Genomic DNA, 24,682 nt, shown 5'->3' on the forward strand with positions numbered 1-24,682 from the left:
CCCCACCGGCCCGAGCCCACCGCTCCGCCCGCGCCGCCCGACCGTTCCAGTCCGACCGTTCCCGTTCCACCGTTCCACTGCCACCGATGAGAGGACCTCACCGACCATGACTCCTGTGCTCGCCTTCCTGGGCTGCGGCTCCATGAACGGATCCATCCTGCGGGGGGTGCTGGCCTCCGGCGTGCCCGTCGACCGGATCCGGGCCACCGTCCGCTCCGAGGAGAGCGCGCGCCGGCTCGAGGACGAGACGGGCGTGCGGCCCTACGTCACCGGCGAGGACCCCGAGGCGAACCGGCGGGCCGCGCAGGAGGCGGACGTCGTGCTGCTCGGGGTGAAGCCCGTCGGCATCCTCGAGCTCGCCCGCGAGATCGCCCCCGCGCTGCGCCCCGGCACGGTCGTGGCGTCGGTGGCCGCGGGGATCTCCGTCGGCGCCCTAGAGCGCGCCCTCCCCGCCGGCCAGCCGGTGGTGCGCACGATGCCGAACACGCCCTCCAGCGTGGGCCGCGGGGTCGTCTCGGTGACCCCGGGCAGCGCCACCGCCCCGGAGCAGACGGAGGCCGTGCGCCGGGTGCTCGAGGCCGTGGGCACCGTGGTCGAGGTCCCCGAGGAGCAGGTGGACGCCGTGACCGGGGTCTCGGGCTCCGGGCCCGCCTACGTGTTCCTGCTGGCCGAGGCCATGCAGCACGCGGGGGAGCGGATGGGGCTGTCGCCGGACGTGGCCCGGGTGCTCGCGAAGGAGACCGTCTCCGGGGCCGGGGAGCTGCTGCGCCCCGCGGAGGCCGACCCCGCGGCCCTGCGCAAGGCGGTCACCAGCCCCAAGGGCACCACGGACCGGGCCATCACGACCTTCCAGGAGAACGGTTTCGAGGACCTCGTCGCCTCCGCCGCCCGCGCCTCCGCGGACCGCTCGGCGGAACTCACGCGCGAGTTCAGCGACTGAGCCGGCGCCGCGGGGACCCCGGGATCAGGGGCGGGCCGCGAAGCGCTCCAGCAGGTCCACGTGCCCCGAGACGATCAGCAGGTCGCGCGAGGTGACCTTGGTGTCGGGGCGGGCGTAGGTGAAGTCCTCGCCCGGGGACTTCACGCCCACCACGGTCACGCCGTACTTCGAGCGGACGTTGGAGTCGCCCAGCGTGAAGCCCTGCACCTCCCGCGGCGGATACATCTTGACGATCGCGAAGTCGTCGTCGAACTCGATGTAGTCCAGCAGCCGGCCCGAGACGAGGTGCGCCGTGCGCCGCCCCGCGTCCGCCTCGGGGAAGATCACGTGGTGCGCCCCGATGCGGGAGAGGATCTTGCCGTGCGAGGGCGTGATGGCCTTCGCCCAGATCCGGCTCACGCCGAGGTCCACGAGGTTCGCCGTGATCAGCACGCTCGACTCGATGGACGTGCCGACGCCCACCACGGCCGAGTCGAACTCGGCCGCCCCCAGCTGGCGCAGGGCGTCGATGTCGGTGGCCTCGGCCTCGACCACGTGCGTGAGCTGCCCCGAGAGCTTCTGGACGAGCTGGGCGTCCCGCTCCACCCCCAGGACCTCCCGGCCCTGGCGGGCCAGCTGGAGCGCGGTGGCCGTGCCGAAGCGGCCGAGGCCGATCACGAGCACGGGGACGCTGTGGGACGAACGGTCAGCCAATGATGGGCCTTTCCTCGGGGTACTTGTACAGGCGCCGGCGCGAGCGCAGCGCCAGGGCGGCGGCCACGGTGGTGATGCCGATGCGCCCGACGAACATGGTCGCCGCGAGCACGTACTTGCCCTCCGGCGGAAGCTCCGCGGACAGGCCCACGCTCAGCCCGCACGTGGCGTAGGCCGAGATCACCTCGAAGAGCACCCGGTCCAGGGGCGCGTCCGAGACGGCCAGCAGGATCCCGCAGGCCACCAGCACGATCGTGGCCCCCATCATGGTGACCGAGATCGCGATCCGCAACGCCTCCTCGGGGATGGTGCGGTAGAACGCGATGACGGACCGGTCGCCGCGGGCCTCGGCCAGGACCGCGAGGAACAGGACGGCGAGCGTGGTGACCTTGATGCCGCCGGCCGTGGACGCCGAGCCGCCGCCCGCGAACATCATGGCGTCCGTCATCAGCAGGGTCTGCGGCAGCTCGCTGTTGGTGTCCACGAGGGCGAAGCCCCCGGAGCGCATGTTGACCGAGGAGAAGAACCCGTTGAAGATCTTCTCGCCCACGGGGAGGTCCCGCAGCGTCCCCGGGTTGGACCACTCGAACGCGGTGTACATGATCCAGGCCAGCACGAGCAGCGCCGTCGTGGTCGTCACGGTGAGCTTCGTGTTGAGGTTCCACCGGGTGAACCGCAGCCCGACCTGCCGCACCACCAGGATCACGGGGAAGCCCAGGGAGCCGATGAACACCCCGAGGGCGATGGGCACGACGATCAGCCACGCCGTGGTGTAGGGCCCGAGGCCGGCCTCGTTGGGCACGAAGCCGCCGTTGTTGAACGCCGAGATCGCGTAGAAGACGCCCTGCCACAGGGCCAGGAGGAACGGCTCGCCCTCGACGAGGAAGCCGACCGTGAGGACGGCGGCGAGCACCGCCTCGATGCTCACGGACGTCAGCACGATGATCTGCAGGAGCGAGCCGACCTCGCCGAGCCGCCCGATGTTGAGCGCCTCCTGCGTCAGCAGCCGCGAGCGGAGACCGAGCTTGCGGCCCACGGCGAGCGCCAGGATCGACGTCATCGTCAGGGTGCCCAGCCCGCCGATCTGCATCGCGACCATGATCACGAACTGCCCGAAGAAGGACCAGTTCGCACCGGTGGGGACCGTGGTCAGGCCCGTCACGGTGACGGCCGACGTCGCCGTGAACACGGCGTCCTCCAGCGACGTCTCGATCCCGGGGGCGGACGAGACCGGCAGCCACAGCAGCAGGGAGAAGGCGGCGACCACGACGGCGAAGACGATGAGCGCCAGCCGCGCCGGGGAGGACGCCGCGATCCGGTCCACGAGGTCGCGCAGCGAGGTGAGCAGCCAGAACCGGCCGCGCTCCTCCGGGCGGATCCAGGAACCGCGCTGCAGGTTGCTCACGGGTCCTCCTCCTGGTGTCCGGGCCGCCGGGGCGAGGCGGGGCGGCCCGGCGGCCGCCGCGACCGCTGACAGTATCGCACTGCCGGTCGCGCGCGGGCGTGTCGACACATAGGCGGGCGCGGGCGGGCCCCGGGACCCCGTCCGGCGTCCCGGGTGGTCTAATGATCGGTGTGACTCCTGCTACACCCGGGCCCGGCGCCCCGTACCCCACCCGACTGTTCTGGGACCCCGCCCTGCTCGATTACAACTTCGGCGACCACCACCCGATGCACCCGACGCGGCTCGAGGCCACCTACCGCCTGGTCCAGGAGTTCGGCCTCGACCGGCGGGACAACGTCACCGTGGAGGCGCCCGAGGTGGCCCCGGACGAGGTCCTCAACCTCGTCCACCCGCAGCACTACGTGGACTCGGTCCGGGCCGTCAGCGCCGACCCCTCCGTGGAGATCCCGGAGTGCGGGCTCGGCACCGAGGACACCCCCGCCTATCCGGGGGTGCACGAGGCGAGCGCCCGGCTCGTGGGCGGCTCCTACCAGGGGGCGGCGGCCGTGCTCGCGGGGGAGGTGGTGCACGCCGTGAACTTCGGGGGCGGGATGCACCACGCCCACGCCGAGAAGGCCAGCGGCTTCTGCATCTACAACGACTGCGCCGTGGCGGTCCAGCACCTGCTCGACCAGGGGGTCCGGCGGGTGGCCTACGTGGACGTCGACGGCCACCACGGCGACGGGACGCAGTCGATCTTCTACGACGACCCCCGCGTCCTCACCGTCTCGCTGCACGAGACGGGCCTGACCCTGTTCCCGGGTACGGGCTTCGCCAACGAGACCGGCCGCGGGGAGGCCGAGGGGCACTCCGTCAACGTGGCGATGCCCACGGCCTCCGACGACTCGATGTGGCTGCGCGCGTTCGACGCCGTGGTCCCGCCCCTGCTGCGCCAGTTCGGGCCCGAGGTGATCGTGAGCCAGCACGGCTGCGACTCCCACTTCGCGGACGAGCTCACCCACCTGCGGGTCAGCGTGGACGCGCAGCGGCAGACCGCCGTGGCCGTGGCCGGCCTGGCCCACGAGCTGTGCGAGGGCCGGTGGATCGCCACCGGCGGGGGCGGGTACAACTGCTACGACGTGGTGCCCCGGTCCTGGACGCACCTGGTCGGCGTCGCCGCGGGCCACCCGATCGACGTGCGCACCGCGGTGCCGCAGCCGTGGCGCGAGTACGTGCGCGAACGCTACGGCGCCGACGCGCCGCGGGTCATGGGCGACGAGGTGGACCTGTGGTGGCGCTCCTGGGAGGTGGGCTTCGACCCGAACGACGAGACGGACCGGACCATCATGGCGACCCGCAAGGAGGTCTTCCCCCAGTGGGGGCTGGATCCGTGGTTCGACTGAGCGCGCCGCCCGCGGGCCCCGGCGGGCGCGGGAGCGACCGCGCAGGCGGTCGCGGCGGCGCGGACGTGCCGGTGCCGGGAGCCGCACGGCATCCCGTTTACAGTGTTCGGATGGGCAACAACGACGTGTTCGCGGTGATCGCCGACAAGACCAGGCGAGGGATCCTCACCGCGCTCAAGGACGGCGAACGACCCGTGGGGGACCTCGTGGACGAGCTGGGAGTGTCCCAGCCCACCGTCTCCAAGCATCTGAAGATCCTGCGCGAGGCCGGTATGGTGTCCATGGAGGCACAGGGGCAGCGACGTCTCTACGCCGTGCAGCCGGAGCCGCTGGCCGAGGTCACCGCATGGGTCCACGAGGTCGTGGGCGGGGCGGCCCGCGAGGCGGCCGCGCCGACGCGCGCCCCGGACGACGCCGCGGTGGCCGCCGGCGTCGCCGTGACCGCCGGGGCCGACGCGGTCGGGACGACCGCGCGGGACACGGAGGTGACGCCCGGGAGCGGCTTCGCGGACGCCGAGCCGGCTCCCGCGCCGGCCGTCGTGGCCGGTGCGGAGCCGGCCGTCGAGCGCGGTCCGGAGCCGTCCGCCGGCAGGCCCGCCCGCCCGACCAGGGGGGCGGGGGCCCGCGCCGCGGACATCCTGTCCAGCCTCTCCGGCCTGCGCCGCCGCACCAGGAACCCGCGGCGGTGACCGGTCCGGCCCACCCGATCCGAACGAGGAGCACCATGCACGAGGACCTGTACCCGATCCGCCAGGCCGTACTCGCCCGAAATCCAGGAGAGGTGGAGTTCCACCAGGCCGTGGACGAGGTCTTCGACTCCCTGGGGCCCGTGGTCGCGCGCCACCCCGAACTGCTCGACGCCGCGGTGCTCGAGCGGATCTGCGAGCCGGAGCGGCAGATCATCTTCCGCGTCCCGTGGACCGACGACCAGGGCCGCGTGCACATCAACCGCGGTTTCCGCGTGGAGTTCAACTCCGCGCTCGGGCCCTACAAGGGCGGCCTGCGCTTCCACCCGTCCGTGTACCTGGGCATCGTGAAGTTCCTGGGCTTCGAGCAGATCTTCAAGAACGCCCTCACGGGCATGCCCATCGGCGGCGGCAAGGGCGGCTCGGACTTCGACCCGAGCGGGCGCTCCGACGCGGAGATCATGCGCTTCTGCCAGTCCTTCATGACCGAGCTCTACCGCCACATCGGCGAGTACACCGACGTCCCCGCCGGTGACATCGGCGTGGGCGGGCGCGAGATCGGCTACCTGTTCGGCCAGTACAAGCGCATCACCAACCGGTACGAGTCCAGCGTCCTCACCGGCAAGGGCCTCAGCTGGGGCGGTTCCCTGGTGCGCACCGAGGCCACCGGGTACGGCACCGTGATGTTCGCCGAGGAGATGCTGCGGACCCGCGGGAAGTCCTTCGACGGACAGACCGTGCTGGTCTCCGGCTCGGGCAACGTGGCGACCTTCGCGATCCACCGCGCGCAGCAGCTGGGCGCCACCGTGGTCACCGCCTCGGACTCCAGCGGCTACGTGGTGGACCCGGACGGCATCGAGCTGGACCTGCTCCGCGAGGTCAAGGAGGTCGAGCGCGGCCGGATCTCCGAGTACGCCGAGCGCCGCGGCGGACGCGCCCGGTTCATCGGGAAGGGCTCCGTGTGGGACGTTCCCGGCACCGTGGCCCTGCCGTGCGCCACCCAGAACGAGCTGGACGGCTCCCACGCCAAGAAGCTGCTCGAGCACGGCGTGCTGGCCGTGGCGGAGGGCGCCAACATGCCCACCACCGGCGAGGCCACCCGGCTGTTCCAGGAGGCGGACGTGCTCTTCGGCCCGGGCAAGGCGGCCAACGCCGGTGGCGTGGCCACCTCCGCGCTGGAGATGCAGCAGAACGCCTCCCGCGACTCGTGGACCTTCGAGTACACGGAGGAGCGGCTCGGCCAGATCATGAAGTCGATCCACGACACGTGCGCCGAGACCGCCGAGGACTACGGCATGCCCGGCAACTACGTGGCCGGCGCGAACATCGCCGGCTTCGTCAAGGTGGCCGGCGCCATGATGGCGCAGGGCCTCATCTGAGCCCCGGCCGGTCCGGGTCCCACGGGGCCCGGACCGGCCGCGGACCGCACTTCCGACACGTCCGGACCCGCGATCGCCCCACGGAGGGCCGCGGTGGTCCTACCCTGGAGACTATGGCAACGCATCGGCAGGTCCTGCAGTGGCTGGAGAACGAGCTGTTCGACGGCCATCTCGTGCTGGGCCAACAACTGCCCTCGGACCGCGACCTCGCGGCCATCCACCGCGTGTCCCGCAGCACCATGCGGGAGGCGCTCAAGACCCTGGAGGCCCAGGGCATCGTGCGGCTCTTCGACGGCCCGCGCAAGTCGATCCTGCCCATGCTGGTGCGGGAGCCGGCGGCCTCCGCGGGTCCCGCGCTGCAGCTGCACATGGCCACCTCGGACTACCCGCTGCGGGACATCGTGGAGACCCGGGTGCTGCTCGAGACGTGGGCCCTGGAGCGCTCGGACCCGGAGCACCCGGCCATGGCCGAGCTGCGGGCGCTGCTCGAGCAGATGGCCCGGGACGACCTGTCCCTCAAGGAGTTCCACCACCTCGAGGTGAGCTTCCACATCGCACTGTGCAAGACCGCCGGCAACTCGGTGGTCTCGGCCCTGATGTCCTCCCTGCGGGACTCGATCTACGAGTACACGATGGCCCTCGTGGGCCACGTGCCCCTGTGGAGCACCACCTCCGAGCGGCTGCGCGCGGAGCACCACGCCATCTACTCCGCCGTGGCGGCCGGCGACCGCCGGCTCGCGTCCCGGCTGGTGGCCGAGCACATCGAGTACCAGTACCGGGAGGCCGGGGTGGACCCCGACCAGGAGCAGCGCACTCCGGGCCCCGCGCCGGACGCGCCCGCCGAGCTCAACCCGCCCGGCGCCGCGGCGGAGCCGCGGGAGCCCGCCGCGGACGAGCCCGGCGGCGGCCCCGCGCAGGTGCCCCGCAGCGCCTGAGGCGTCCGCGGCCGGGCCGAATGCAGCAATTTCCCGCCGAGACGGTAGGGTGTCAGTGAACGTTTGCCCGGCTGTCACCGTCCGCAGGCCGGCACCCCCGGTTCCCGCCTGTCGCGCGGAGCTCCCGGGGACCACCACCGAGACATGAAGATGCGAGGGATCCTATGGGTTCAGTGATCAAGAAGCGCCGCAAGCGGATGTCCAAGAAGAAGCACCGCAAGCTGCTCCGCAAGACCCGTCACCAGCGCCGCAACAAGAAGTGACCCTGCGCTGAGCGCGCCACCGGGGCCGCCGTCCACTCCTGGACGGCGGCCCCGGTGCGTTCCCGGGACGCTCCGGCGGGGTCGTAGCATGGCCCCATGACCCCTCCGCAGCCTCCCGCCGTGACCCTCCTCACCCGCCCGGGGTGCCACCTCTGCGAGGCCGCCCGGGAGTCCGTGGGCCGGGTCACCTCCGCGCTGGGCCTGGGCTGGGCGGAGGTCGACGTCGACACCGACCCCGAGCTGGCCCGCCGGCACGCCGAGGAGATCCCCGTGGTGCTCGTCGACGGCGTCCCGCGCGACTTCTGGCAGATCGACGAGCGGCGCCTCGCCCGGCTGCTGCGCGAGCGCCTGGCCGGCTGAGCCGCCACCGTTTTGGGGCCCGTGCGCCCGGTCTGGGATCATGGGAGCCATGCCCTCCTCGACGGTCCATCTGCTGCGCCACGGCCAGGTCCTCAACCCGGACCGCATCGTCTACGGCAGGATGCCCAGCTACGGCCTCACGGAGCTGGGCGCGCGCATGGCGGAGGCCGCCGCCGCGGAGCTCGCCCGCCGCGTGAACACCGGCTCGCACATCGTCCACCTCGTCTCCTCCCCGCTGCAGCGGGCGCGGGAGACGGCCGCTCCCGTGGCCCGGGAGCTGCACCTGCCGGTGCACCCGGACGAACGCGTCATCGAGGCCCACAACCACTTCGAGGGCCTGCACGTGGACGTCCCCGAGCTGCTCAGGCCCCGGCACTGGCCGCATCTGCGCAACCCCCTGCGCCCGTCCTGGGGCGAGCCCTACCGGCAGCAGGTCGCGCGCATGGTGGAAGCCGTGCTGGACGCCGGGCGCACCGCCGTGGAGCGCGGCGGCAGCGGCGCCGAGGCCGTGCTGGTGTCCCACCAGCTGCCGATCTGGCTCACCCGGCGCTCCGCCGAGGGGCGTCCCCTGCCGCACGACCCCCGCCGGCGGCAGTGCAACCTCGCCTCCATCACGTCGCTCGTCTTCGACGACCTCGACGCCGGCCGCCCGCCCCGGGTGGTCTACACCGAGCCGGCAGCCGCCCTCTACCCAGGGGTCAACCAGCTTCCCGGTTCATAATGGCCGGGCGCCGCCGCCCTCCCCGTCCCGCCCAGAGCACCAGGTGATCCGCCCGTGACCTCCCGCCCCTCGCCCTCCTCCCGCCCGTCCCGCCGCCGCGTGCTCTCGCTCGCGGGCCTCGGCGTCCTCGGGCTCGCCCTCGCCGGGTGCACAGAGGAGGACTCCCTGGCCCAGCAGGCGAACTCGGGGGACCAGAAGGGCTACATCGCCGGGGACGGCACGGTCTCCGAGTACCCCGCCGCCGAGCGGGGGGAGCCGGTGCAGTTCTCCGGCACGCTCTTCGACGGCACGGCCCTCTCCGCCGCGGACCTGCGCGGGAAGCCGGCCCTGCTGAACTTCTGGTACGCCGGGTGCGCCCCGTGCCGGGTCGAGGCCCCCGACCTCCGCGAGCTCGCCGAGCGGTTCGAGGGGCAGGCCGCCTTCTACGGGGTGAACCTGCGCGACGAGCAGGCCACCGCCCGGGCGTTCGAGCGCACCTTCGAGATCCCGTACCCCTCCTTCGAGGACAAGGACGGCGGCGTGCTCATGGCGCTGAGCGCCTACGTGCCGCCGCAGGCCGTGCCCACCACCCTCGTGCTCGACGCCCAGGGGCGGGTGGCCGCCCGCATCCTCGGCATCGCGGACCGCTCCGTGCTCGAGACCCTCCTCGAGGACACGGTGGCCGAGGCGGCATGACGGCAGGCAATCCCTTCGCCGAGATCGTCCTCGACGGCTCCCTCCTCGTCGCGCTGCCCGTGGCGCTGCTCGCGGGCCTCGTCTCCTTCGCCTCCCCGTGCGTGCTGCCCCTCGTGCCCGGCTACCTCGGCTACGTCACCGGCCTGACCGGCGCGGACCTGCAGGAGCAGCGGCGCGGCCGCGTGCTCGCGGGGATCACGCTGTTCGTCCTCGGCTTCTCCGCCGTGTTCCTGCTGATGTCCGTGCTCCTGGCCCAGCTGGGCGCCTACGCCTGGTTCCTGGGGCAGAACTGGATCACCGTGGTCCTCGGCGCCCTCGTGATGCTCATGGGCGTCGTGTTCCTCGGCGGGTTCTCCTTCTTCCAGCGGGACCGCAAGATCGAGCGCCGCCCCCCGCCCGGGCTCTGGGGCGCCCCCCTGCTCGGCGTGACGTTCGGCCTCGGCTGGGCGCCGTGCATCGGCCCCACCTTCGCGGCCGTGCAGGCGCTCGTCTACGTGGACGGCGCCTCGACCGGCAAGGCGGCCGTCCTCACGGTCGCCTACTGCCTGGGCCTGGGCGTGCCGTTCCTGGTCCTGGCCATGGCCCTGCGCCGGGGCATGGGCGCCATGGGCGTCTTCCGCCGGCACCGCCTGGGCATCCAGCGCGCCGGGGGCGGCCTGCTCGTGCTGGTCGGCCTGCTCATGGTCACGGGCGCCTGGACCGCGTTCGTCTCGTGGGTCCAGGCCGAGCTCGTCACCGACTGGGTGATGCCGATCTGAGCACCTCCGAGCCCCGGCCCCGTCCCGACCGCAGAAAGGCCGGCATGAGCACCACAGCGCCCCCGTCGTCGGGCCCCTCGACCCCGGACCCGTCCGGGGCGCGGAGCCCGGACGTCGAGCTCCCGGCCCTCGGGCCCCTCGGCATGGCCCGGTGGGCCTGGACGCAGCTGACCAAGATGAACACCGCACTGTTCCTGCTGCTGCTCCTCGCGGTCGCCGCGGTGCCGGGATCGATCTTCCCGCAGCGGATCCAGGACCCGGCGGCGGTCCAGGACTATCTCGACAACAACCCGGTGCTGGGGGAGTGGCTGGACCGGGTGCAGCTGTTCGACGTCTTCTCCTCGGCGTGGTTCTCCGCGATCTACATCCTGCTGTTCGTCTCCCTCGTGGGGTGCGTCCTCCCGCGCGCGGCCAAGCACTGGCGGGCGTGGCGGGCCGAGCCCCCGCGCACCCCGCGGCGGCTCGAGCGGCTGCCCGAGCACCGCTCCCTCGCCCTCGGCGGGCGCGACGGCGCCGAGCCGCCCGCCCCGGACGACGTCGTCGCCGACGCCGCCCGGCTGCTCAGGAGGCGGGGATACCGGGTGGCGGTGCGGGACACCGGGACCGCCGCCCCGTCGGTGGCCGCCGAGCGCGGGATGTGGAAGGAGGTCGGCAACATCGTCTTCCACCTGGCCCTGCTGGGCGTGCTGGTGTCCGTGGCCGTCGGCTCCCTCTTCGGCTACAAGGGCCAGCGGGTGGTCGTGGAGGGCGAGTCCTTCGTCAACACCCTCATCGGCTACGACTCCTTCACCCCCGGCACCAACTACGACGCCGACTGGCTCGAGCCCTTCTCGGTGCGGCTCGACAGCTTCGAGGCCGTGTTCAACCGGGACACCACCGACCCGCGCAACTACGGGGCGCCCCTGGACTTCACCGCGGAGGTCACGGTGCAGGACGAGCCCGGCGCCGAGCCGCGGCAGGAGGTCCTCAAGGTGAACCAGCCGCTGAACGTGGACGGCGTGAAGAGCTATCTCGTGGGCAACGGCTACGCCCCGGTGATCCGGGTGACCGACGGCAACGGGGACGTCGCCTTCGAGGGGCCCGTGGTGACGGTCCCCTCCGACGGCGTCTACACGTCCTCGCTCGTGCTCAAGGTCCCGGACGCCCGCCCCGACCAGCTCGGGTTCGTGGGTCTGCTGCTGCCCACCGCCGTGGGCGGGGACGGCGAGATGCCCCGCTCGGTGGACCCGGGCCTCGCCAACCCCCGGCTGATCCTCTCCGCCTACCACGGCGACCTCGGCCTGGACAGCGGCGAGCCCCAGAACGTGTACGTGCTCGACGTCGAGCCGCTCACGGAGCTCAACGCCATGACCAGCGAGAACGGCGCGATCACGCTCGACGCCGCGAACCCCGTGCACGAGCTGCCCGACGGCAAGGGCACGGTGGAGTTCCTGGACGTCAAGCGCTACGTGGGCCTGGACATCCACTACGACCCCGGCAAGACGGGCGCGTTCGTCTCCTTCGTCGCCGCGTTCGCCGGCCTGCTCATGTCCCTGTTCATCGCCCGCCGCCGCGTCTGGGTGCGTGCGGCCGAGGGCGTCGACGGGGACGGCCGGGCCTGCACGGTGCTGGAGTACGGGCTGCTGGCCCGCGGCGAGGACCCCCGGCTGAGCGCCGAGGCCGAGCGGCTGGACCGGCTGTGGACCGAGCAGTGGCAGGACGCCGGCGTGCGGGACACGGAGAGCACGGCGACCGCCGCGGCGGTGAGCACGAGCACGACAACGAGCACGGGATCGACCCCGGCAACGAGCACGACAACGAGCACGGCAACGGCCCCGGCGACGACCGCGGGGACGACCGCGGCGACGACCACGGCGGCGGACCGCCGGGTGCGGACCGGCAGCCGACCGGAGACCGGGCCCGACGCCCGGTCCGGCCACGAGTGAGAGGATGGGCGGCATGACCGTCGTCAACGAGACCCTGGGCGCCTGGAGCCAGCTGTTCATGCTCCTGGCCGCCCTGACCTATCTGGTGGCCTTCGTGGCCTTCGCGTGGGACGTGGCGTCCCACTCCCGGACCCTGCGCGGGGCCGGGGGAGACGAGGAGCACGAGCTGGTGGGCGCCGCGGCGGGCGCCTCCGCGGCGTCCCCGCAGGCGGCCTCGGAGCCCGCCGACGCCCGGGCCGGCCACGGCGCGGGCCACCGCGGGCGCGGCTACCGCACGGGAGCGCGCTCGGCCCTGGCCGGGCACGTGGCGGACGAGGAGATGCGCTACACCGGTGAGCGCCGGCCCGCCGCCCGCGTGGCCGTGGCCGTCATGGTCCTGGGCTTCACGGTGCACACCGCCGCCGTGCTCAGCCGGGCGTTCGCGGCCGGACGGGTGCCGTGGGGCAACATGTACGAGTTCTGCACCACGGGCGCCCTGGTCGTCGCGGGCGTGTACCTGCTGTCCCTGCTGGCCCGGGACCTGCGCTTCGTGGGCTCCCTCGTGTCCGGGCTCGTGGTGATCATGCTCTGCGCGGCCACCATCGGCTTCCCCACCCCGGTGGGACCGCTGCAGCCCGCGCTGCAGTCCTGGTGGCTGGTGATCCACGTGTCCATCGCCGTGGCCGCCTCCGGGGTCTTCACCATCACGTTCGCGATGGCCGTCCTGCAGCTGCTGCAGGCTCGGCGCGAGCGGGTCATCCTGGCCGGCGAGGGGACCGGCGCGGGCTTCCTCGGCCTGGTCCCGTCCTCCCAGGCGCTGGAGAACCTGTCCTTCCGGCTCAACGCGGTCGGGTTCGCGTTCTGGACCTTCACCCTCGCCGCCGGCGCGATCTGGGCCGAGCAGGCGTGGGGGCGCTACTGGGGCTGGGACACGAAGGAGGTCTGGACCTTCGTGATCTGGGTGGTCTACGCCGCCTACATGCACGCCCGCGCCACGCGGGGCTGGACCGGCAACCGCTCGGCCTGGCTCTCGATCGTCGGCTACCTCTGCGTCATCTTCAACTTCACCGTGGTCAACACGGTCTTCCCCGGCCTGCACTCCTACTCGGGGGTCTGATCCCGGCCGCCCCCGCCGGGCGACGACGAACGGCCCGCACCGGGAGGTGCGGGCCGTTCGTCGTGGTCGGGGCGGTCGCGGCAGGGACGTCGGGCCGGGGCGGGTCCACTGCGGGGCGGTTCCGTCACGTGGTCCCGTCTGGCGGTCCTCCTGCTTGGTCCTGACGGGAGGTCCTGCCCGGTCCGGCCGGGTGGTCCTGCCCGGGTGGTCCCGCCCGGTGGTCTCGCCGGGTGGATCAGTCGTGCGGGGGCCGGTTGCCGGGGGAGCCGTCGGTGGGCCCGTCGGAGCGGCCGGCGGACGAGCCGTCCGAGGGCCCCTCGTCGGGGCGCCCGCCGGGACCGTCGTCCGGGCCGGTGTCCCCGTCCGCGCCCGGCCCGCCGTTGCGCCGCAGCTCCTCCTCCCACTGCCGGAGCTTCTCGGCCTTCTCCTGCTGCCGTCGGCGCTCCTCGAGGTTGCGCAGGAACTGGGGGTCGTCGTCGGGGCCCTTGCCGCGCACGGGGCGCGCGGACTCCGCGGTGCCCTTGGGGCGCCCGAGGAACAGCCACAGGACGGCGCCGACGAGCGGGAGGAGGAGGATCACCGCGATCCAGCCGCCCTTGCGGAGACCGCGCATGTCGCTGCTGTCGGTCCGGGCGCACTCGATGAGGGAGTAGACGATGACGCCCACCGCCAGTGCGGCGGCGCCGATGATGAGGATGGCTCTGCCCATGCCGACAATCGTAGGGGAGTTGCCTGGACGCCAGCTCAGCGCCCCGGGAGTTCCCGGGAGTTCTTCAGTGCGGCCCCGGTAGACTGGGTGCGTGAACTTCCTGAAGTACTCCCTGCTCCGGTTCGCGCTGCTCGTGCTGGTCTTCCTGGTCAGCATGTGGCTGGGCGTGGGCCTGGTCCTCTCCGGGGTCGCCGCGGTGGCGATCTCGTTCGCGGTCTCCTACCTCTTCTTCCCGCGCCTGCACGCCGCCGCGGGGGAGGAGTTCCACCGGTGGTTCGCCCGGGCGCCGAGGCCCCGCAACCGGGTGGCGCTCGAGGACCAGGAGGTCGAGGACGCCTACGTGGACCGGCGGCTGCGCGAGGACGGCCGCGAGGTCTGAGCACGGGCCGCGGAGCCCCGGCGGGGCCTCACCACTGCCGCAGCAGCACCGCCAGCAGGAAGAGCACGGCCCAGCCCACGTTGAGCACCCCGCACTGCCGGAGCACGGGGATGAGCCGGCGCCGGTCCTGCACCCGCAGCACCGTGGCCACGGGCGCCCAGGCGACCGGCACGAGCAGCAGCACGAGGAGCATCCACGGGTTGTAGGGCACCAGGAACAGCACCAGCGCGAACGCCACGGCGATCTCCGCGGTGAACACCACCCGTGCCAGCGGGTCGCCCAGCCGCACGGCCAGCGTCCGCTTGCCGACCTCCCGGTCCCCGGGCAGGTCCCGGATGTTGTTGGCCATCAGCAGGGCGGTGGCGATCAGGCCGGTGGACAGGGCCGCGACGAACGCCTCGAGGTTGAGGGTGCCGGCCTGGGTGAGCGTGGTCCCGAGCACGGCCACGAGCCCGAAGTAGACGAACACGAACAGGTCCCCGAGCCCGCGGTAGCCGTACGGGCTCCGCCCCCCGGTGTAGCCCCACGCGGCGAGCACGGCCGAGAGGCCCACGGGGATGAACCACCACTGGCGGCTCAGCACCACCAGGACCGCGCCGGCGAGCGCGGCGAGGCCGAAGCACAGCAGCGCCGCCGCCTTCACCTGCCCGGGCGCGGCGGCCCCGGAGCCGGTCAGGCGCAGGGGGCCGACACGGACGTCGTCGGTGCCGCGGATGCCGTCGGAGTAGTCGTTGGCGTAGTTCACGCCGATCTGCAGGAAGAGGGCCACCAGCAGGGCGAGCAGCGCGCGGACGGGCTCGAAGGAGAACAGGGCCTGGGCCGCGGCGGAGCCGGCCACCACGGGGGCGAGGGCCATCGGCAGCGTCCGGAGCCGGGCTCCCTCGATCCACTGTGCTGGCGTGGCCACGGGGTACCTCCGTCGAGAACGACCCGCACGGGTGCGGGATGCGGGATGCGGGCCGCGGCGGGGGTCCGGGGCCGCGGACCATTGTGCCACGGCCCCCGCCACGGCCCCCGGTCCGGGCCCGGACCGGACCCGGAACGGAGCGGGTGCTCAGCCGAGCATCCCGGCCACGGCCGCGCGGTCCGGCTTGCCGGTGGGCAGCAGGGGCAGCTCCTCCGGCCAGGCCCAGCGCCGGGGCACCGCGGCGGCGCCGTGCCGGGCGCGCACCGCCTCCTCGAGCTCGGCGCGCAGCCGCCGCCGGTCGGCGCCGGGGGCGGCGACGACCGCGGCCCCCACCGCCTGCCCCCACTCGGCGTCGGGCACGCCCAGCACCATGGCCTGACGCACCGCGGGGTGCTCGGCCAGCACGGCGGTCACGAGTCCCGCGGCGACCTTGACCCCGCCCGTGTTCACGACGTCGTCGACCCGCCCGTGCACCGTGAGCACGCCGTCGGGGGAGAGCTCGCCGAGGTCGTCCGTGCGGTACCAGCGCGTGCCGGCGGTCTCCCGGAAGTGCCGTGCGGTCTGCTCGGGGTCCCCGGCGTAGCCGGCGGCCACGACGTCCCCGCCGAGCCAGATCCGGCCCGGACCGGGCCCGCGGACGGACCCGGGGCGCGGGGCGTCGTCGTCCCCCGCCGTCCCGACGTGCACGGAGACGCCGTCCAGGGGCACACCGTCGTAGACGCAGCCCCCGCACGTCTCGGACATCCCGTAGGTGGCCACCACCCGGACGTCGGCGTCCCGGGCGGCCGCGAGCAGGCGCGGGGGAGCGGCCGAGCCGCCGAGCAGGACCGCGGAGAAGCTCTTCAGCGCCGAGACCGCGTCACCGTTGCGCACCCCGGACGCCGGGTCCAGGATCCGCTGCAGCTGGGTGGGCACGATCGAGGTGAAGCGCACGGGGTCGTCCAGCTCCTCGGCCGCCGCGGCGAAGGCCTCGGGGGTGAAGCGGGCCGCCGGATCGAGGACCACGGGGTCCGTCCCGGCGTAGAGGGAGCGCACGAGCACCTGCACGCCCGCCACGTAGTGGACGGGCAGGGCGAGCAGCCACTGGCCCACCCCGCCGGTGCGCACCGCGGTGGCCATCGAGGACGCCGCGAGCGCGTCACGGGTGAGGACCGTGCGCTTGGCCCGGCCGGTGGACCCGGAGGTGCGCACGACGACGGCGGGGCCCTCGCGCGCCAGCGCCCGGGTCAGCGGGGACAGCAGCCGCAGGGGGTCCCCGGGCACGGGCCCGTCGAGCACCACGGCGTCGCCGGGGACGGTCAGCTCGGCCATCGCGGCCTCCTCCTCGTGCCGCCGGCCGGACCGTGACCCGGGGACGGGCCGTGGCCCGGCGGCGGGCGCCCTAGAAGTAGTAGGGGAAGCCGGACCAGTCCGGGTCGCGCTTGCCCAGGAACGCGTCCCGGCCCTCGACGGCCTCGTCGGTCATGTACGCCAGGCGGGTCGCCTCGCCCGCGAAGACCTGCTGGCCGACCATCCCGTCGTCGGGCAGGTTGAACGCGAACTTCAGCATCCGGATGGCCTGCGGGGACTGGGCGGCCACGTCCCGGGCGGCGTCGATCGCCGCGTTCTCCAGCTCCGCGTGCGGGACGACCTCGTTGACCGCGCCCAGCTCGTGCATCCGCTGCGCGTCGTACTCCCGGGCCAGGAAGAAGATCTCGCGGGCCGCCTTCTGCCCCACCTGCCGGGCGAGCAGCGCGGAGCCGTAGCCGGCGTCGAAGGAGCCGACGGTCGCGTCCGTCTGCTTGAACCGCCCGTGCTCCCGGGAGGCGATCGTGAGGTCGCAGACCACGTGCAGGGAGTGCCCGCCGCCCGCGGCCCAGCCGGGGACCGCTGCGATGACCACCTTGGGCATGGTGCGGATCAGGCGCTGCACCTCCAGGATGTGCAGCCGCCCGGCGCGGGCCGGGTCGATGCTCTCCGCGGTCTCGCCCCCGGCGTAGCGGTAGCCGTCCCGGCCGCGGATGCGCTGGTCCCCGCCGGAGCAGAAGGCCCAGCCGCCGTCCCGGGGGGAGGGCCCGTTGCCGGTGAGGACCACGGCGCCCACGTCGGAGGACATCCGCGCGTGGTCGAGCGCGCGGTAGAGCTCGTCGACCGTGCCCGGGCGGAAGGCGTTGCGCACCTCGGGGCGGTCGAAGGCGATCCGCACCCACGGGAGGTCCCGGACGACCGTGCCGTCCGGGGCCCGCTCCACGCCGCGGTGGTAGGTGAGGTCCTGCAGGTCCCGGAAACCCTCGACCGTCCGCCACTGCGCGGGGTCGAAGAGCTCCGAGACCTGCTCGGGGAGGTCGCTGCCGGTGGTGGGGGTGGAGTCAGTCACGCCCCGAGTCTACGTGCGGCGCCCGCCCGGGGGCGGGCGCGGGAGCGAGCGCCGCCGCCGCGCGGGACGCGGGCGCCGGGACCTGGCTAAGCTCGGAGGATGGCTGAGACCCGGACGAGCACTCTGCACACCACCCCCGTCGGGGACGACGGCGAGCCCGTCGTCTTCCTGCACGGCCTGTTCGGCCGGGGCAAGAACTTCACCCGGATCGCCAAGGACCTCCGGCCGGACTTCCGGAGCCTGCTGGTGGACCTGCCCAACCACGGCCGGTCGGAGTGGACGGACCGGGTGGACTACGCGCAGATGGCCGACTCCGTGGCCGAGACCCTGCGGGACGACTTCGCCGCGGCGGGCCCGGTCGCCGTCGTCGGGCACTCCCTCGGCGGCAAGGTGGCCATGGTGCTGGCGCTGCGGCACCCGGAGCTCGTCTCCCGGCTCGTCGTGGTGGACATCTCGCCCACGCGGACCGGGGGCGGCGAGGGCGAGTTCGCGCACCTGCTGGACAGTCTCGCGGCCGTGGACCTGAGCGCCCTCGAGCGCCGCTCGGACGCGGACGAGGCCCTCAAGGAGCCCATCCCGTGGGACACCACCCGCAGCTTCCTGCTGCAGAACCTGCGCAGCGGCGAGGACGGCTTCTCCTGGGAGCCCAACCTCGAGCTGCTGCGGACGAGCCTGGACGCCATCGGCGGCTTCCCGGACACCGGGGACGCCGTCTACGAGGGGCCCGTGCTGTGGATCGCCGGCGGGCGCTCGGACTACGTCCGGGACGAGCACGCACCGGTCATGCGCGGGCTGTTCCCCCGGGCGCACCGGGTGACGATCCGCGAGGCCGGCCACTGGGTGCACTCGCAGGCACCGGAGAAGTTCGCCGAGGTGCTGCGCGGGTTCCTGGCGCACACCGGGGACTGACCGTCCGGCCCGCGCCGGGCACGGCCGCTGCGGACGGTGGCCGCCCGCGACGGCCGGACCGGCGCGACCGGCCCCCTGCGGCGGTGTCAGACTGGGGACCGTGAGCACCGCACCCTTCGACCTCGCCCGGATCGGCGCCGGCCTGCCGGTCGCCGGGGTGCTCGGCGAGCTGCGCGCGGCGCTCGGGCACGGTGCCGCCGTGGTGCAGGCCCCGCCCGGCACCGGCAAGACCACCCTGGTGCCCCCGCTGGTCGCCGACCTGCTGCACGAGCGCGCCACCGGGGCCGCGCCCGGCCGGGTGGTCGTCACCCAGCCCCGCCGGGTCGCCGCGCGCTCGGCGGCGCGCCGGCTGGCGCACCTGGCGGGCACCCGGGTGGGCGGGCTCGTCGGCCACACGGTGCGCGGCGACCGGCGCGCCGGCCCCGGCACGCTCGTCGAGTTCGTCACCCCCGGCGTGCTCCTGCGCCGGCTGCTGCAGGATCCGGGGCTGCCCGGCACGGACGCCGTGGTCCTGGACGAGGTGCACGAGCGCGGTCTCGAGTCCGACCTGCTCGTCGGCCTGCTGGCCGAGGTCCGGCAGCTGCGCGAGGACCTCGTGCTCGTCGCGATGTCCGCGACCCTCGACGCCGCGCGCTTCGCCGGCCTGCTGGGCGAGGACGGCCCGGCCCCGGTGGTCGACTGCCCGGCCGCCCTGCACCCGCTCACGGTCCGGTGGGCCCCGGCCCCCGGCCGGCGCACCGACGAGCGCGGGGCGACCCGCCCGTTCCTCGACCACGTCGCCCGGACGGCGGCCGGCGCCCACGCGCAGGCGCTGGCCCGGGACGCCGCCACGGACGCGCTCGTGTTCGTCCCCGGGGCGTGGGAGGTCGCCCAGGTGGCCCGGCGGCTGCGGGAGACCTGCCGGGGGACCGAGGTGCTCGAGCTGCACGGCCGGGTGGGCGCCGCCGAGCAGGACCGGGCGACGTCGGGGCGCGGACCGGGCGACCCGCCCCGCGTGGTCGTCTCCACGTCCCTCGCCGAGTCCTCCCTGACGGTCCCGGGCGTGCGCCTGGTGGTCGACTCCGGGCTGTCCCGGGAGCCGCGGCGCGACGCCGGCCGCGGAATGACGGGACTGGTCACGGTCGCGGCCTCCCGGGCCTCCGCGGAGCAGCGGGCGGGCCGCGCCGCCCGGCTCGGGCCCGGGGAGGTCGTGCGCTGCTACGACGAGCGCGCCTGGGCCGCGATGCCCCGCCACCTGACGCCCGAGCTCGCGGCCGCCGACCTCACGGGCGCCGCCCTGCTGCTGGCCTGCTGGGGCGCCCCCGGCGGACGGGGCCTGTCCCTGCCGGACCCGCTGCCCGCACCGGCCCTGGCCGATGCCCTCGCGGTGCTGCGGGGGCTCGGCGCCCTCGACGACGACGGCCGGGCCACCGCGACCGGCCGACTGCTCGCGGCCGTGCCCGTGGACCCGCGCCTGGCCCGCGGCCTGCTCGACGGCGCCCGCGCCGTGGGCGCCCGGCCTGCGGCCGAGGTCGTCGCGATGGTCTCGGACGACCACCGCCCGCCCGGCGGGGACCTCTCCCGGCTGCTGGCGGAGCTGCGCTCCGGACGGGCCCCGGACGCCCGCCGCTGGGCGGAGGAGGCCCGCCGGCTGGAGCGCACGGCCACGGACGCGGCGCCCTCCGCGGCGCCGGCGGGGGCCGGAGAGATCCCGGCCGAGCTCGTGACCGGCGCCGTGGTGGCGCTGGCGCTGCCGGAGCGGGTCGCCCGGAAGGTGGGGGACACGTACCTGCTCGCCTCCGGGACCCGGGCGGGGCTGGCCCCGGGCAGCGGCCTCGCCGGCCAGGAGTGGCTGGCCGTCGCCGACGTCACCCGGGCGGCCGGACAGGCCGCCGCCGGGACCGGGGCGGTGGTGCGGGCCGCGGCGGCCCTCGACCGTCCCCTCGCCGAGCGCTGCGCCGAGCACCTGCTCACCGACGAGGTGCGCACCCGGTTCGAGGGCGGGCGGGCGAGCGCCCGCCGGGTCCGCGCGCTCGGGGCGATCGAGCTGTCCTCGACCCCCGTGCGGCCCGCCCTGGCGGCGGCGCGGGCGGCAGTGCGCGAGGCCCTGGCCGAGCAGGGCCTGGGCCTGCTCGGCTGGTCGGACGGCGCCGACCGGCTCCGGCGCCGGCTCGCGCTGCTCCACCACCGGCTCGGGCCGCCGTGGCCCGACGTGGCCGACGCCGCCCTGCTCGACCGCCTCGACGAGTGGCTCGCCCCCGAGCTCGACGGCCTCGCCGGCGGCGGCCGGGCGGACCTCGCCGCGCCCCTGCGCCGGCTGCTCCCGTGGCCGGAGGCCACCCGCCTCGACGAGCTCGCGCCCGAGCGGCTGGCCGTGGCCAGCGGCAGCCGGGTCCGGATCGACTACCCGGCCGCCGACGACCCCGCGGGCCGGCCCGTGGTCAGCGTCAGGCTGCAGGAGTGCTTCGGGTGGGCGGCGTCCCCGACGGTCGCCGACGGCCGGGTCCCCGTCCTGTTCCACCTGCTCTCCCCGGCGGGCCGGCCCCTGGCCGTGACCGACGACCTCGCCTCGTTCTGGTCCGGCCCCTACGCCCAGGTGCGCGCCGAGATGCGCGGCCGCTACCCGAAGCACCCGTGGCCCGAGGACCCGTGGGCCGCCCCCGCGACCGCCCGCACGGCGCGCCGCTCCTGAGCCCGGGCCCGCGCACGGCGGGTGGCGTCCGCGTGTGATCTGCGTTACGGTGGAGTCACCGCACCTGCCGAGCGCGTTGATCCAGCGCGCACGGACCGGCTCGCCCACCTCGCGATCCCCGGTCCGGGGCACGCACCGGCCGGACCCCCGCGACGCGATCGTTCCCGCGGGCCCGGCACCGGTCACGGTTCCGCCGGGCAGCACCAGCCCTCCCAGCACGAATGCCCCGGCACGCTCTTGCACCGCAGCACGCTGCACCTCACGGAGAACGGGTACGCCCTCATGACTGCCACCTCGATCGAGACCTCGTCGACGACCCCGACCACCTCGTCCCTGCCGCTGGTTCCCCAGGCCGCCGTCCCCGCGGTCGGCCCGGAGCTCGCCCGCTCCTGGCTGCTCGTCAACGGCGCCCAGGCCGAGCGGTTCGCGGCGGCCCGGGCGAGCGCGGCCGACGTCGTGGTCCTGGACATCGAGGACTCCGTGGCGCCCAAGGACAAGGAGCGGGCCCGCCGCAACGTCATCAGCTGGCTGGACGCCCGGGACGAGAACGGCGAGCAGCACCACGCGTGGGTGCGGGTCAACGGCTTCGGCACCCAGTGGTGGGAGGAGGACCTCCGGGCCCTCGCCGGGGTCCGCGGCCTCGACGGCGTCATGCTGGCCATGGTCGAGTCCCCGGAGCACGTCACCCGCACCGCGGAGCTGCTCAAGGACACGAAGATCGTCGCGCTCGTCGAGACGGCCCGCGGCGTCCAGCACCTGCAGGCCATCGCCGGCGCCCGCTCCACGTACCGCCTCGGCTTCGGCCTGGGCGACTTCCGGCGCGACACGGGATTCGGCGAGAACCCCATGACGCTGGCCTACACGCGCTCGCAGTTCACCATCGCCTCCCGGGCCGCCAACCTGCCCGGGCCCATCGACGGGCCCGCCGTCGGGGCGCTCGGGCCCAAGCTGGCCGAGGCCACGTCCGTGACCCTGGAGTTCGGCATGACGGGCAAGCTGTGCCTGATGCCCGAGCAGACCGCCACGGTCAACGAGGGCCTGAGCCCGTCCCTGTCCGAGCTGTCCTGGGCCACGGAGTTCCTCCAGGAGTTCGACGCCGACGGCGGGGAGATCCGCAACGGCTCGGACCTGCCCCGGCTCGCCCGCGCGAAGAAGATCCTGGGCCTGGCCGGCGCCTTCGGCCTGAGCATCCCCGAGGGCTACGACGTCCACTTCGAGGCGCCGACCGACACGTACCACTGCTGATCCGGTGGTGAGGGGCCGGTACCCGGCCCCGCCTCGCGCGGGAGCGCACCCCCTCCCGCCGCGTCCGACGGACCGGTGGGTGCCGTGCAGACACGGCGCCCACCGGTTCTTCCGTGCCCGGCCCCCTTCCGGCCTGTGCCGCCCCGGGCGGGCCGGACTACATTGAGGGCGTGCAGACTCCACGCCCCGCCCCGCAGCCCCCGGCGTCCCGGCCGCTCCGCCGGCGGCCGGGCGCGGCGGTCCCGGCCGTCCTCTCCGCCGTCCTCCTCGCGACCGGCTGCTCGGTGCTCGGCCCCGACGACGGCCGGGAGGCCGCCGAGCAGGTCGCCGCGGCCCTGAGCGCGGGCAGCGTCGCGGAGCTGTCCTTCGGCGACGTCGAGGGCGCCTCCGCCCAGGAGCAGTACGAGCAGGCGGTCGCCCGGCTCGGCGAGGCCGCCCCGGCCGTCGAGGTCGCCCCGGCCGTCGAGGTCGCCGCGGTCGAGGACACGGGCCAGGAGGGGCGGCGCGAGGCCACCCTCTCCTGGTCCTGGGACCTCCCGGGAGCGGAGCAGGACTGGGCCTACGACTCCGTCCTCCCGCTGGTCCGCAGCGGGTCCGGCGAGTGGGTCCCCGAGTGGTCCCCGGCCGTGGTGCGGCCGGGACTGGAGGAGGGGGAGGCCCTGCGCGCGCGGACGGTGGACGCGGACCGCGGGGACATCCTCGGGGCGGGCGGCGAGACGCTGGTGACGGAGCGGCCCGTCCGGCGGGTCGGCATCGACCGGTCGCGGCTGGCGGGGGCGGACCCCGGCGAGGCCGCGCGCCGGCTCGCCGAGGTCGTGGGCCTCGACGCCGACGCCTACGCCGAGGCCGTCGAGCAGGCCGGGCCCGAGGCGTTCGTCGAGGCCCTGCCGCTGCGCGAGGAGGACTTCCGGGAGCTGGACGCCCGGCGGCTGGAGGCCGTCCCGGGGCTGCTCGCGGTCGAGGACGAGATGCCGCTGGCCCCGTCCCGCGGCTTCGCCGCCGACCTCCTGGGCGGCGTGGGCGAGGCGACGGCCGAGGACGTGGCGGACTCCGGCGGGCAGCTCGCCCCCGGGACGGCGATCGGCCGCGGGGGAGTCCAGGAGCGCTTCGACGAGCGGCTGCGCGGCAGGCCCGGCGTCGTCGTGGAGGAGGTCGTGACGGAGACCGGGGGGAGGCCCGCGGAGGAGTCCGGGTCCGGTGCCGACGGCGTGCGGCCGGCCGCCGGCGAGCCGCTGTTCGAGGTGCCGCCGCAGGCCGGGGAGCCGGTCGCGGTGACCCTGGACCGCGGGCTCCAGGCCACCGCGGAGGAGCTGCTGGCCGGGATCGAGTCCCCGTCCGCGGTCGTGGCGGTCCGGCCCTCCACGGGCGAGCTCGTCGCCTCGGCCAACGGGCCGGGCTCCGAGGGCTACTCCACCGCGCTGCTGGGCCGGTACGCCCCCGGCTCCACCTTCAAGGTCGTCACGGCCCTGGGGATGCTCCGGGAGGGCGACACCCCCGGGACGGAGGTGCCGTGCCCGCCGTCCACGACCGCGGCGGGCGTGCGGATCGACAACGTCGAGTCCTATCCGGCCGAGTTCACCGGCTCGATCACCCTCACCGAGGCCCTCGCCCACTCCTGCAACACCACCTTCGTGGACCAGCACGAGCGGATCGGCCAGGCGGACCTCGCCGCGGCCGCGGCCGCGCTCGGAATCGGCGTGCCCGCCGAGTCGGCCGTGCCCGCGTTCTGGGGCGAGATCCCGCAGGACGAGCCGCCCGCCCAGCACGCCGCGGCGATGTTCGGGCAGGGCCGCACGCTCGTGTCCCCGCTGAGCATGGCCCGGCTCACCGCCTCGGTGGCCGCCGGGCAGCTCGTCACCCCCCGGCTGGTCAGCACCGAGGGCCTGGCCCCGGACGACGCCCCCGGCGCCACCGGCACGGCCGCTGCCGGGCCCGGCCCGCAGGAGCCCCTGACCGCCGAGGAGGCGGAGCAGCTGCGCACCATGATGCGGGCCGTCGTCTCCTCCGGGCACCTGGGCGTGCTCCAGGAGCTCGAGCCGGACACCGCGATCGGCAAGACCGGCACGGCCGAGTTCGGCGAGGAGGACCCGCCCCGGACCCACTCCTGGGTGATCGCCGAGCACGAGGACCTCGCCGTGGCGGTCTTCGTGGAGGACGGGGACCTGGGCTCGGTCACCGGCGGCCCCATCATGCGCGACTTCCTGGCCGCGGCGGCCTCCGCGTCCCGCGCCGGCTGAGGGACGCCGGGGCGAGGCGCCGGCGTCCCCCTTCCGCGACCGGCGCCGCTG

The 24,682-nt window shown here is 74.9% G+C and carries 23 protein-coding genes; 17 read left to right on the top strand and 6 right to left on the bottom strand.

Features of this window, described 5'->3' with window-relative positions:
* Nucleotides 1–106 precede the first annotated feature (106 nt).
* The gene (gene proC, locus AVL61_RS00560; protein WP_058872424.1) at nucleotides 107–940 is read left to right on the top strand and encodes a pyrroline-5-carboxylate reductase; all 834 of its coding nucleotides are present in this window, start codon (nucleotides 107–109) and stop codon (nucleotides 938–940) included.
* A gap of 24 nt (nucleotides 941–964) precedes the next feature.
* Here the strand turns inward: proC and AVL61_RS00565 are convergent, their stop codons facing one another.
* Nucleotides 965–1,633 (bottom strand): potassium channel family protein, encoded by a 669-nt coding sequence (locus tag AVL61_RS00565; RefSeq protein WP_017832491.1) that lies wholly within the window; start codon nucleotides 1,631–1,633, stop codon nucleotides 965–967.
* A complete protein-coding gene (locus tag AVL61_RS00570) occupies nucleotides 1,626–3,029 on the bottom strand; it encodes a TrkH family potassium uptake protein (protein ID WP_058872626.1) in 1,404 nt (467 codons plus the stop codon). The genes AVL61_RS00565 and AVL61_RS00570 overlap by 8 nt, the downstream gene beginning before the upstream one ends.
* Nucleotides 3,030–3,199: 170 nt before the next feature.
* On the opposite strand from AVL61_RS00570, the gene AVL61_RS00575 reads away from it, so the two are divergent.
* The 11 genes from AVL61_RS00575 to ccsB all read left to right on the top strand — a co-directional run bounded on the left by AVL61_RS00575 (nucleotide 3,200) and on the right by ccsB (nucleotide 13,218).
* On the top strand, nucleotides 3,200–4,420 hold the full coding sequence (locus tag AVL61_RS00575) for an acetoin utilization protein AcuC (protein WP_058872425.1): 1,221 nt from the start codon (nucleotides 3,200–3,202) through the stop codon (nucleotides 4,418–4,420).
* Nucleotides 4,421–4,530: 110 nt separating this feature from the next.
* Entirely contained in the window at nucleotides 4,531–5,109 is a 579-nt protein-coding gene (locus tag AVL61_RS00580; protein ID WP_058872426.1) for an ArsR/SmtB family transcription factor, read from the top strand.
* A 35-nt stretch (nucleotides 5,110–5,144) separates the two neighbouring features.
* Nucleotides 5,145–6,485 carry an NADP-specific glutamate dehydrogenase gene (gdhA, locus tag AVL61_RS00585; RefSeq protein ID WP_058872427.1) on the top strand — a complete coding sequence of 447 codons (1,341 nt, stop codon included), beginning with the start codon at nucleotides 5,145–5,147 and terminating at the stop codon, nucleotides 6,483–6,485.
* Nucleotides 6,486–6,598: 113 nt separating this feature from the next.
* A complete protein-coding gene (locus AVL61_RS00590; protein ID WP_058872428.1) occupies nucleotides 6,599–7,420 on the top strand; it encodes a FadR/GntR family transcriptional regulator in 822 nt (273 codons plus the stop codon).
* Nucleotides 7,421–7,584: 164 nt separating this feature from the next.
* Nucleotides 7,585–7,683 carry a 30S ribosomal protein bS22 gene (locus tag AVL61_RS17235; protein WP_005504750.1) on the top strand — a complete coding sequence of 33 codons (99 nt, stop codon included), beginning with the start codon at nucleotides 7,585–7,587 and terminating at the stop codon, nucleotides 7,681–7,683.
* Between the two features lie 96 nt (nucleotides 7,684–7,779).
* Nucleotides 7,780–8,043, top strand: a complete 264-nt coding sequence (locus AVL61_RS00595; RefSeq protein ID WP_058872429.1) for a glutaredoxin family protein — start codon at nucleotides 7,780–7,782, stop codon at nucleotides 8,041–8,043.
* 49 nt (nucleotides 8,044–8,092) lie between these two features.
* A complete protein-coding gene (locus tag AVL61_RS00600) occupies nucleotides 8,093–8,764 on the top strand; it encodes a histidine phosphatase family protein (RefSeq protein ID WP_157571236.1) in 672 nt (223 codons plus the stop codon).
* 54 nt (nucleotides 8,765–8,818) lie between these two features.
* Nucleotides 8,819–9,439 (top strand): TlpA family protein disulfide reductase, encoded by a 621-nt coding sequence (locus AVL61_RS00605; RefSeq protein ID WP_058872431.1) that lies wholly within the window; start codon nucleotides 8,819–8,821, stop codon nucleotides 9,437–9,439.
* Nucleotides 9,436–10,197, top strand: a complete 762-nt coding sequence (locus AVL61_RS00610; RefSeq protein ID WP_058872432.1) for a cytochrome c biogenesis CcdA family protein — start codon at nucleotides 9,436–9,438, stop codon at nucleotides 10,195–10,197. Before AVL61_RS00605 ends, AVL61_RS00610 begins: the two co-directional genes overlap by 4 nt.
* A gap of 44 nt (nucleotides 10,198–10,241) precedes the next feature.
* On the top strand, nucleotides 10,242–12,122 hold the full coding sequence (gene resB, locus AVL61_RS00615) for a cytochrome c biogenesis protein ResB (protein ID WP_231738227.1): 1,881 nt from the start codon (nucleotides 10,242–10,244) through the stop codon (nucleotides 12,120–12,122).
* Between the two features lie 13 nt (nucleotides 12,123–12,135).
* Nucleotides 12,136–13,218, top strand: coding sequence for a c-type cytochrome biogenesis protein CcsB (gene ccsB / locus AVL61_RS00620; protein ID WP_058872433.1), 1,083 nt, complete (start codon nucleotides 12,136–12,138; stop codon nucleotides 13,216–13,218).
* Nucleotides 13,219–13,453: 235 nt separating this feature from the next.
* Here ccsB and AVL61_RS00625 read toward each other — a convergent pair whose 3' ends face one another.
* A complete protein-coding gene (locus AVL61_RS00625; RefSeq protein WP_058872434.1) occupies nucleotides 13,454–13,927 on the bottom strand; it encodes a PLD nuclease N-terminal domain-containing protein in 474 nt (157 codons plus the stop codon).
* 91 nt (nucleotides 13,928–14,018) lie between these two features.
* Here AVL61_RS00625 and AVL61_RS00630 point away from each other — a divergent pair, with 91 nt between their 5' ends.
* A complete protein-coding gene (locus tag AVL61_RS00630) occupies nucleotides 14,019–14,306 on the top strand; it encodes a DUF4229 domain-containing protein (protein ID WP_058872435.1) in 288 nt (95 codons plus the stop codon).
* Between the two features lie 28 nt (nucleotides 14,307–14,334).
* On the opposite strand, the gene AVL61_RS00635 is transcribed toward AVL61_RS00630, so the two are convergent.
* The 3 genes from AVL61_RS00635 to AVL61_RS00645 form a co-directional block, all read right to left on the bottom strand.
* The gene (locus AVL61_RS00635; protein ID WP_058872436.1) at nucleotides 14,335–15,213 is read right to left on the bottom strand and encodes a 1,4-dihydroxy-2-naphthoate polyprenyltransferase; all 879 of its coding nucleotides are present in this window, start codon (nucleotides 15,211–15,213) and stop codon (nucleotides 14,335–14,337) included.
* A gap of 147 nt (nucleotides 15,214–15,360) precedes the next feature.
* A complete protein-coding gene (locus tag AVL61_RS00640) occupies nucleotides 15,361–16,524 on the bottom strand; it encodes an AMP-binding protein (protein WP_058872437.1) in 1,164 nt (387 codons plus the stop codon).
* 70 nt (nucleotides 16,525–16,594) lie between these two features.
* Nucleotides 16,595–17,569 carry a 1,4-dihydroxy-2-naphthoyl-CoA synthase gene (locus AVL61_RS00645; protein ID WP_058872438.1) on the bottom strand — a complete coding sequence of 325 codons (975 nt, stop codon included), beginning with the start codon at nucleotides 17,567–17,569 and terminating at the stop codon, nucleotides 16,595–16,597.
* Between the two features lie 99 nt (nucleotides 17,570–17,668).
* Between AVL61_RS00645 and AVL61_RS00650 the strand changes: the two genes are divergently transcribed.
* The 4 genes from AVL61_RS00650 to AVL61_RS00665 all read left to right on the top strand — a co-directional run bounded on the left by AVL61_RS00650 (nucleotide 17,669) and on the right by AVL61_RS00665 (nucleotide 24,631).
* Nucleotides 17,669–18,478 (top strand): alpha/beta fold hydrolase, encoded by an 810-nt coding sequence (locus AVL61_RS00650; RefSeq protein WP_058872439.1) that lies wholly within the window; start codon nucleotides 17,669–17,671, stop codon nucleotides 18,476–18,478.
* Between the two features lie 100 nt (nucleotides 18,479–18,578).
* Nucleotides 18,579–21,149, top strand: a complete 2,571-nt coding sequence (hrpB, locus tag AVL61_RS00655) for an ATP-dependent helicase HrpB (protein WP_058872440.1) — start codon at nucleotides 18,579–18,581, stop codon at nucleotides 21,147–21,149.
* Nucleotides 21,150–21,431: 282 nt separating this feature from the next.
* On the top strand, nucleotides 21,432–22,394 hold the full coding sequence (locus AVL61_RS00660; RefSeq protein WP_082696885.1) for an HpcH/HpaI aldolase/citrate lyase family protein: 963 nt from the start codon (nucleotides 21,432–21,434) through the stop codon (nucleotides 22,392–22,394).
* 170 nt (nucleotides 22,395–22,564) lie between these two features.
* Nucleotides 22,565–24,631, top strand: coding sequence for a penicillin-binding transpeptidase domain-containing protein (locus AVL61_RS00665; RefSeq protein WP_058872441.1), 2,067 nt, complete (start codon nucleotides 22,565–22,567; stop codon nucleotides 24,629–24,631).
* The last annotated feature ends 51 nt before the right edge of the window (nucleotides 24,632–24,682 follow it).

The sequence above is a fragment of the Kocuria rosea subsp. polaris genome (genome assembly GCF_001483755.1).
Classification (GTDB): Bacteria; Actinomycetota; Actinomycetes; order Actinomycetales; family Micrococcaceae; genus Kocuria; species Kocuria cellulosilytica.

Excerpts from the sequence above, each read along its gene's own strand:
- proC (WP_058872424.1), top strand. The coding sequence starts at position 107 with ATGACTCCTGTGCTCGCCTTCCTGGGCTGCGGCTCCATGAACGGATCC.
- AVL61_RS00575 (WP_058872425.1), top strand. The coding sequence starts at position 3,200 with ATGATCGGTGTGACTCCTGCTACACCCGGGCCCGGCGCCCCGTACCCC.
- AVL61_RS00580 (WP_058872426.1), top strand. The coding sequence starts at position 4,531 with ATGGGCAACAACGACGTGTTCGCGGTGATCGCCGACAAGACCAGGCGA.
- gdhA (WP_058872427.1), top strand. The coding sequence starts at position 5,145 with ATGCACGAGGACCTGTACCCGATCCGCCAGGCCGTACTCGCCCGAAAT.
- AVL61_RS00590 (WP_058872428.1), top strand. The coding sequence starts at position 6,599 with ATGGCAACGCATCGGCAGGTCCTGCAGTGGCTGGAGAACGAGCTGTTC.
- AVL61_RS17235 (WP_005504750.1), top strand. The coding sequence starts at position 7,585 with ATGGGTTCAGTGATCAAGAAGCGCCGCAAGCGGATGTCCAAGAAGAAG.
- AVL61_RS00595 (WP_058872429.1), top strand. The coding sequence starts at position 7,780 with ATGACCCCTCCGCAGCCTCCCGCCGTGACCCTCCTCACCCGCCCGGGG.
- AVL61_RS00600 (WP_157571236.1), top strand. The coding sequence starts at position 8,093 with ATGCCCTCCTCGACGGTCCATCTGCTGCGCCACGGCCAGGTCCTCAAC.
- AVL61_RS00610 (WP_058872432.1), top strand. The coding sequence starts at position 9,436 with ATGACGGCAGGCAATCCCTTCGCCGAGATCGTCCTCGACGGCTCCCTC.
- resB (WP_231738227.1), top strand. The coding sequence starts at position 10,242 with ATGAGCACCACAGCGCCCCCGTCGTCGGGCCCCTCGACCCCGGACCCG.
- ccsB (WP_058872433.1), top strand. The coding sequence starts at position 12,136 with ATGACCGTCGTCAACGAGACCCTGGGCGCCTGGAGCCAGCTGTTCATG.
- AVL61_RS00625 (WP_058872434.1), bottom strand. The coding sequence starts at position 13,927 with ATGGGCAGAGCCATCCTCATCATCGGCGCCGCCGCACTGGCGGTGGGC.
- AVL61_RS00640 (WP_058872437.1), bottom strand. The coding sequence starts at position 16,524 with ATGGCCGAGCTGACCGTCCCCGGCGACGCCGTGGTGCTCGACGGGCCC.
- AVL61_RS00650 (WP_058872439.1), top strand. The coding sequence starts at position 17,669 with ATGGCTGAGACCCGGACGAGCACTCTGCACACCACCCCCGTCGGGGAC.
- AVL61_RS00660 (WP_082696885.1), top strand. The coding sequence starts at position 21,432 with ATGACTGCCACCTCGATCGAGACCTCGTCGACGACCCCGACCACCTCG.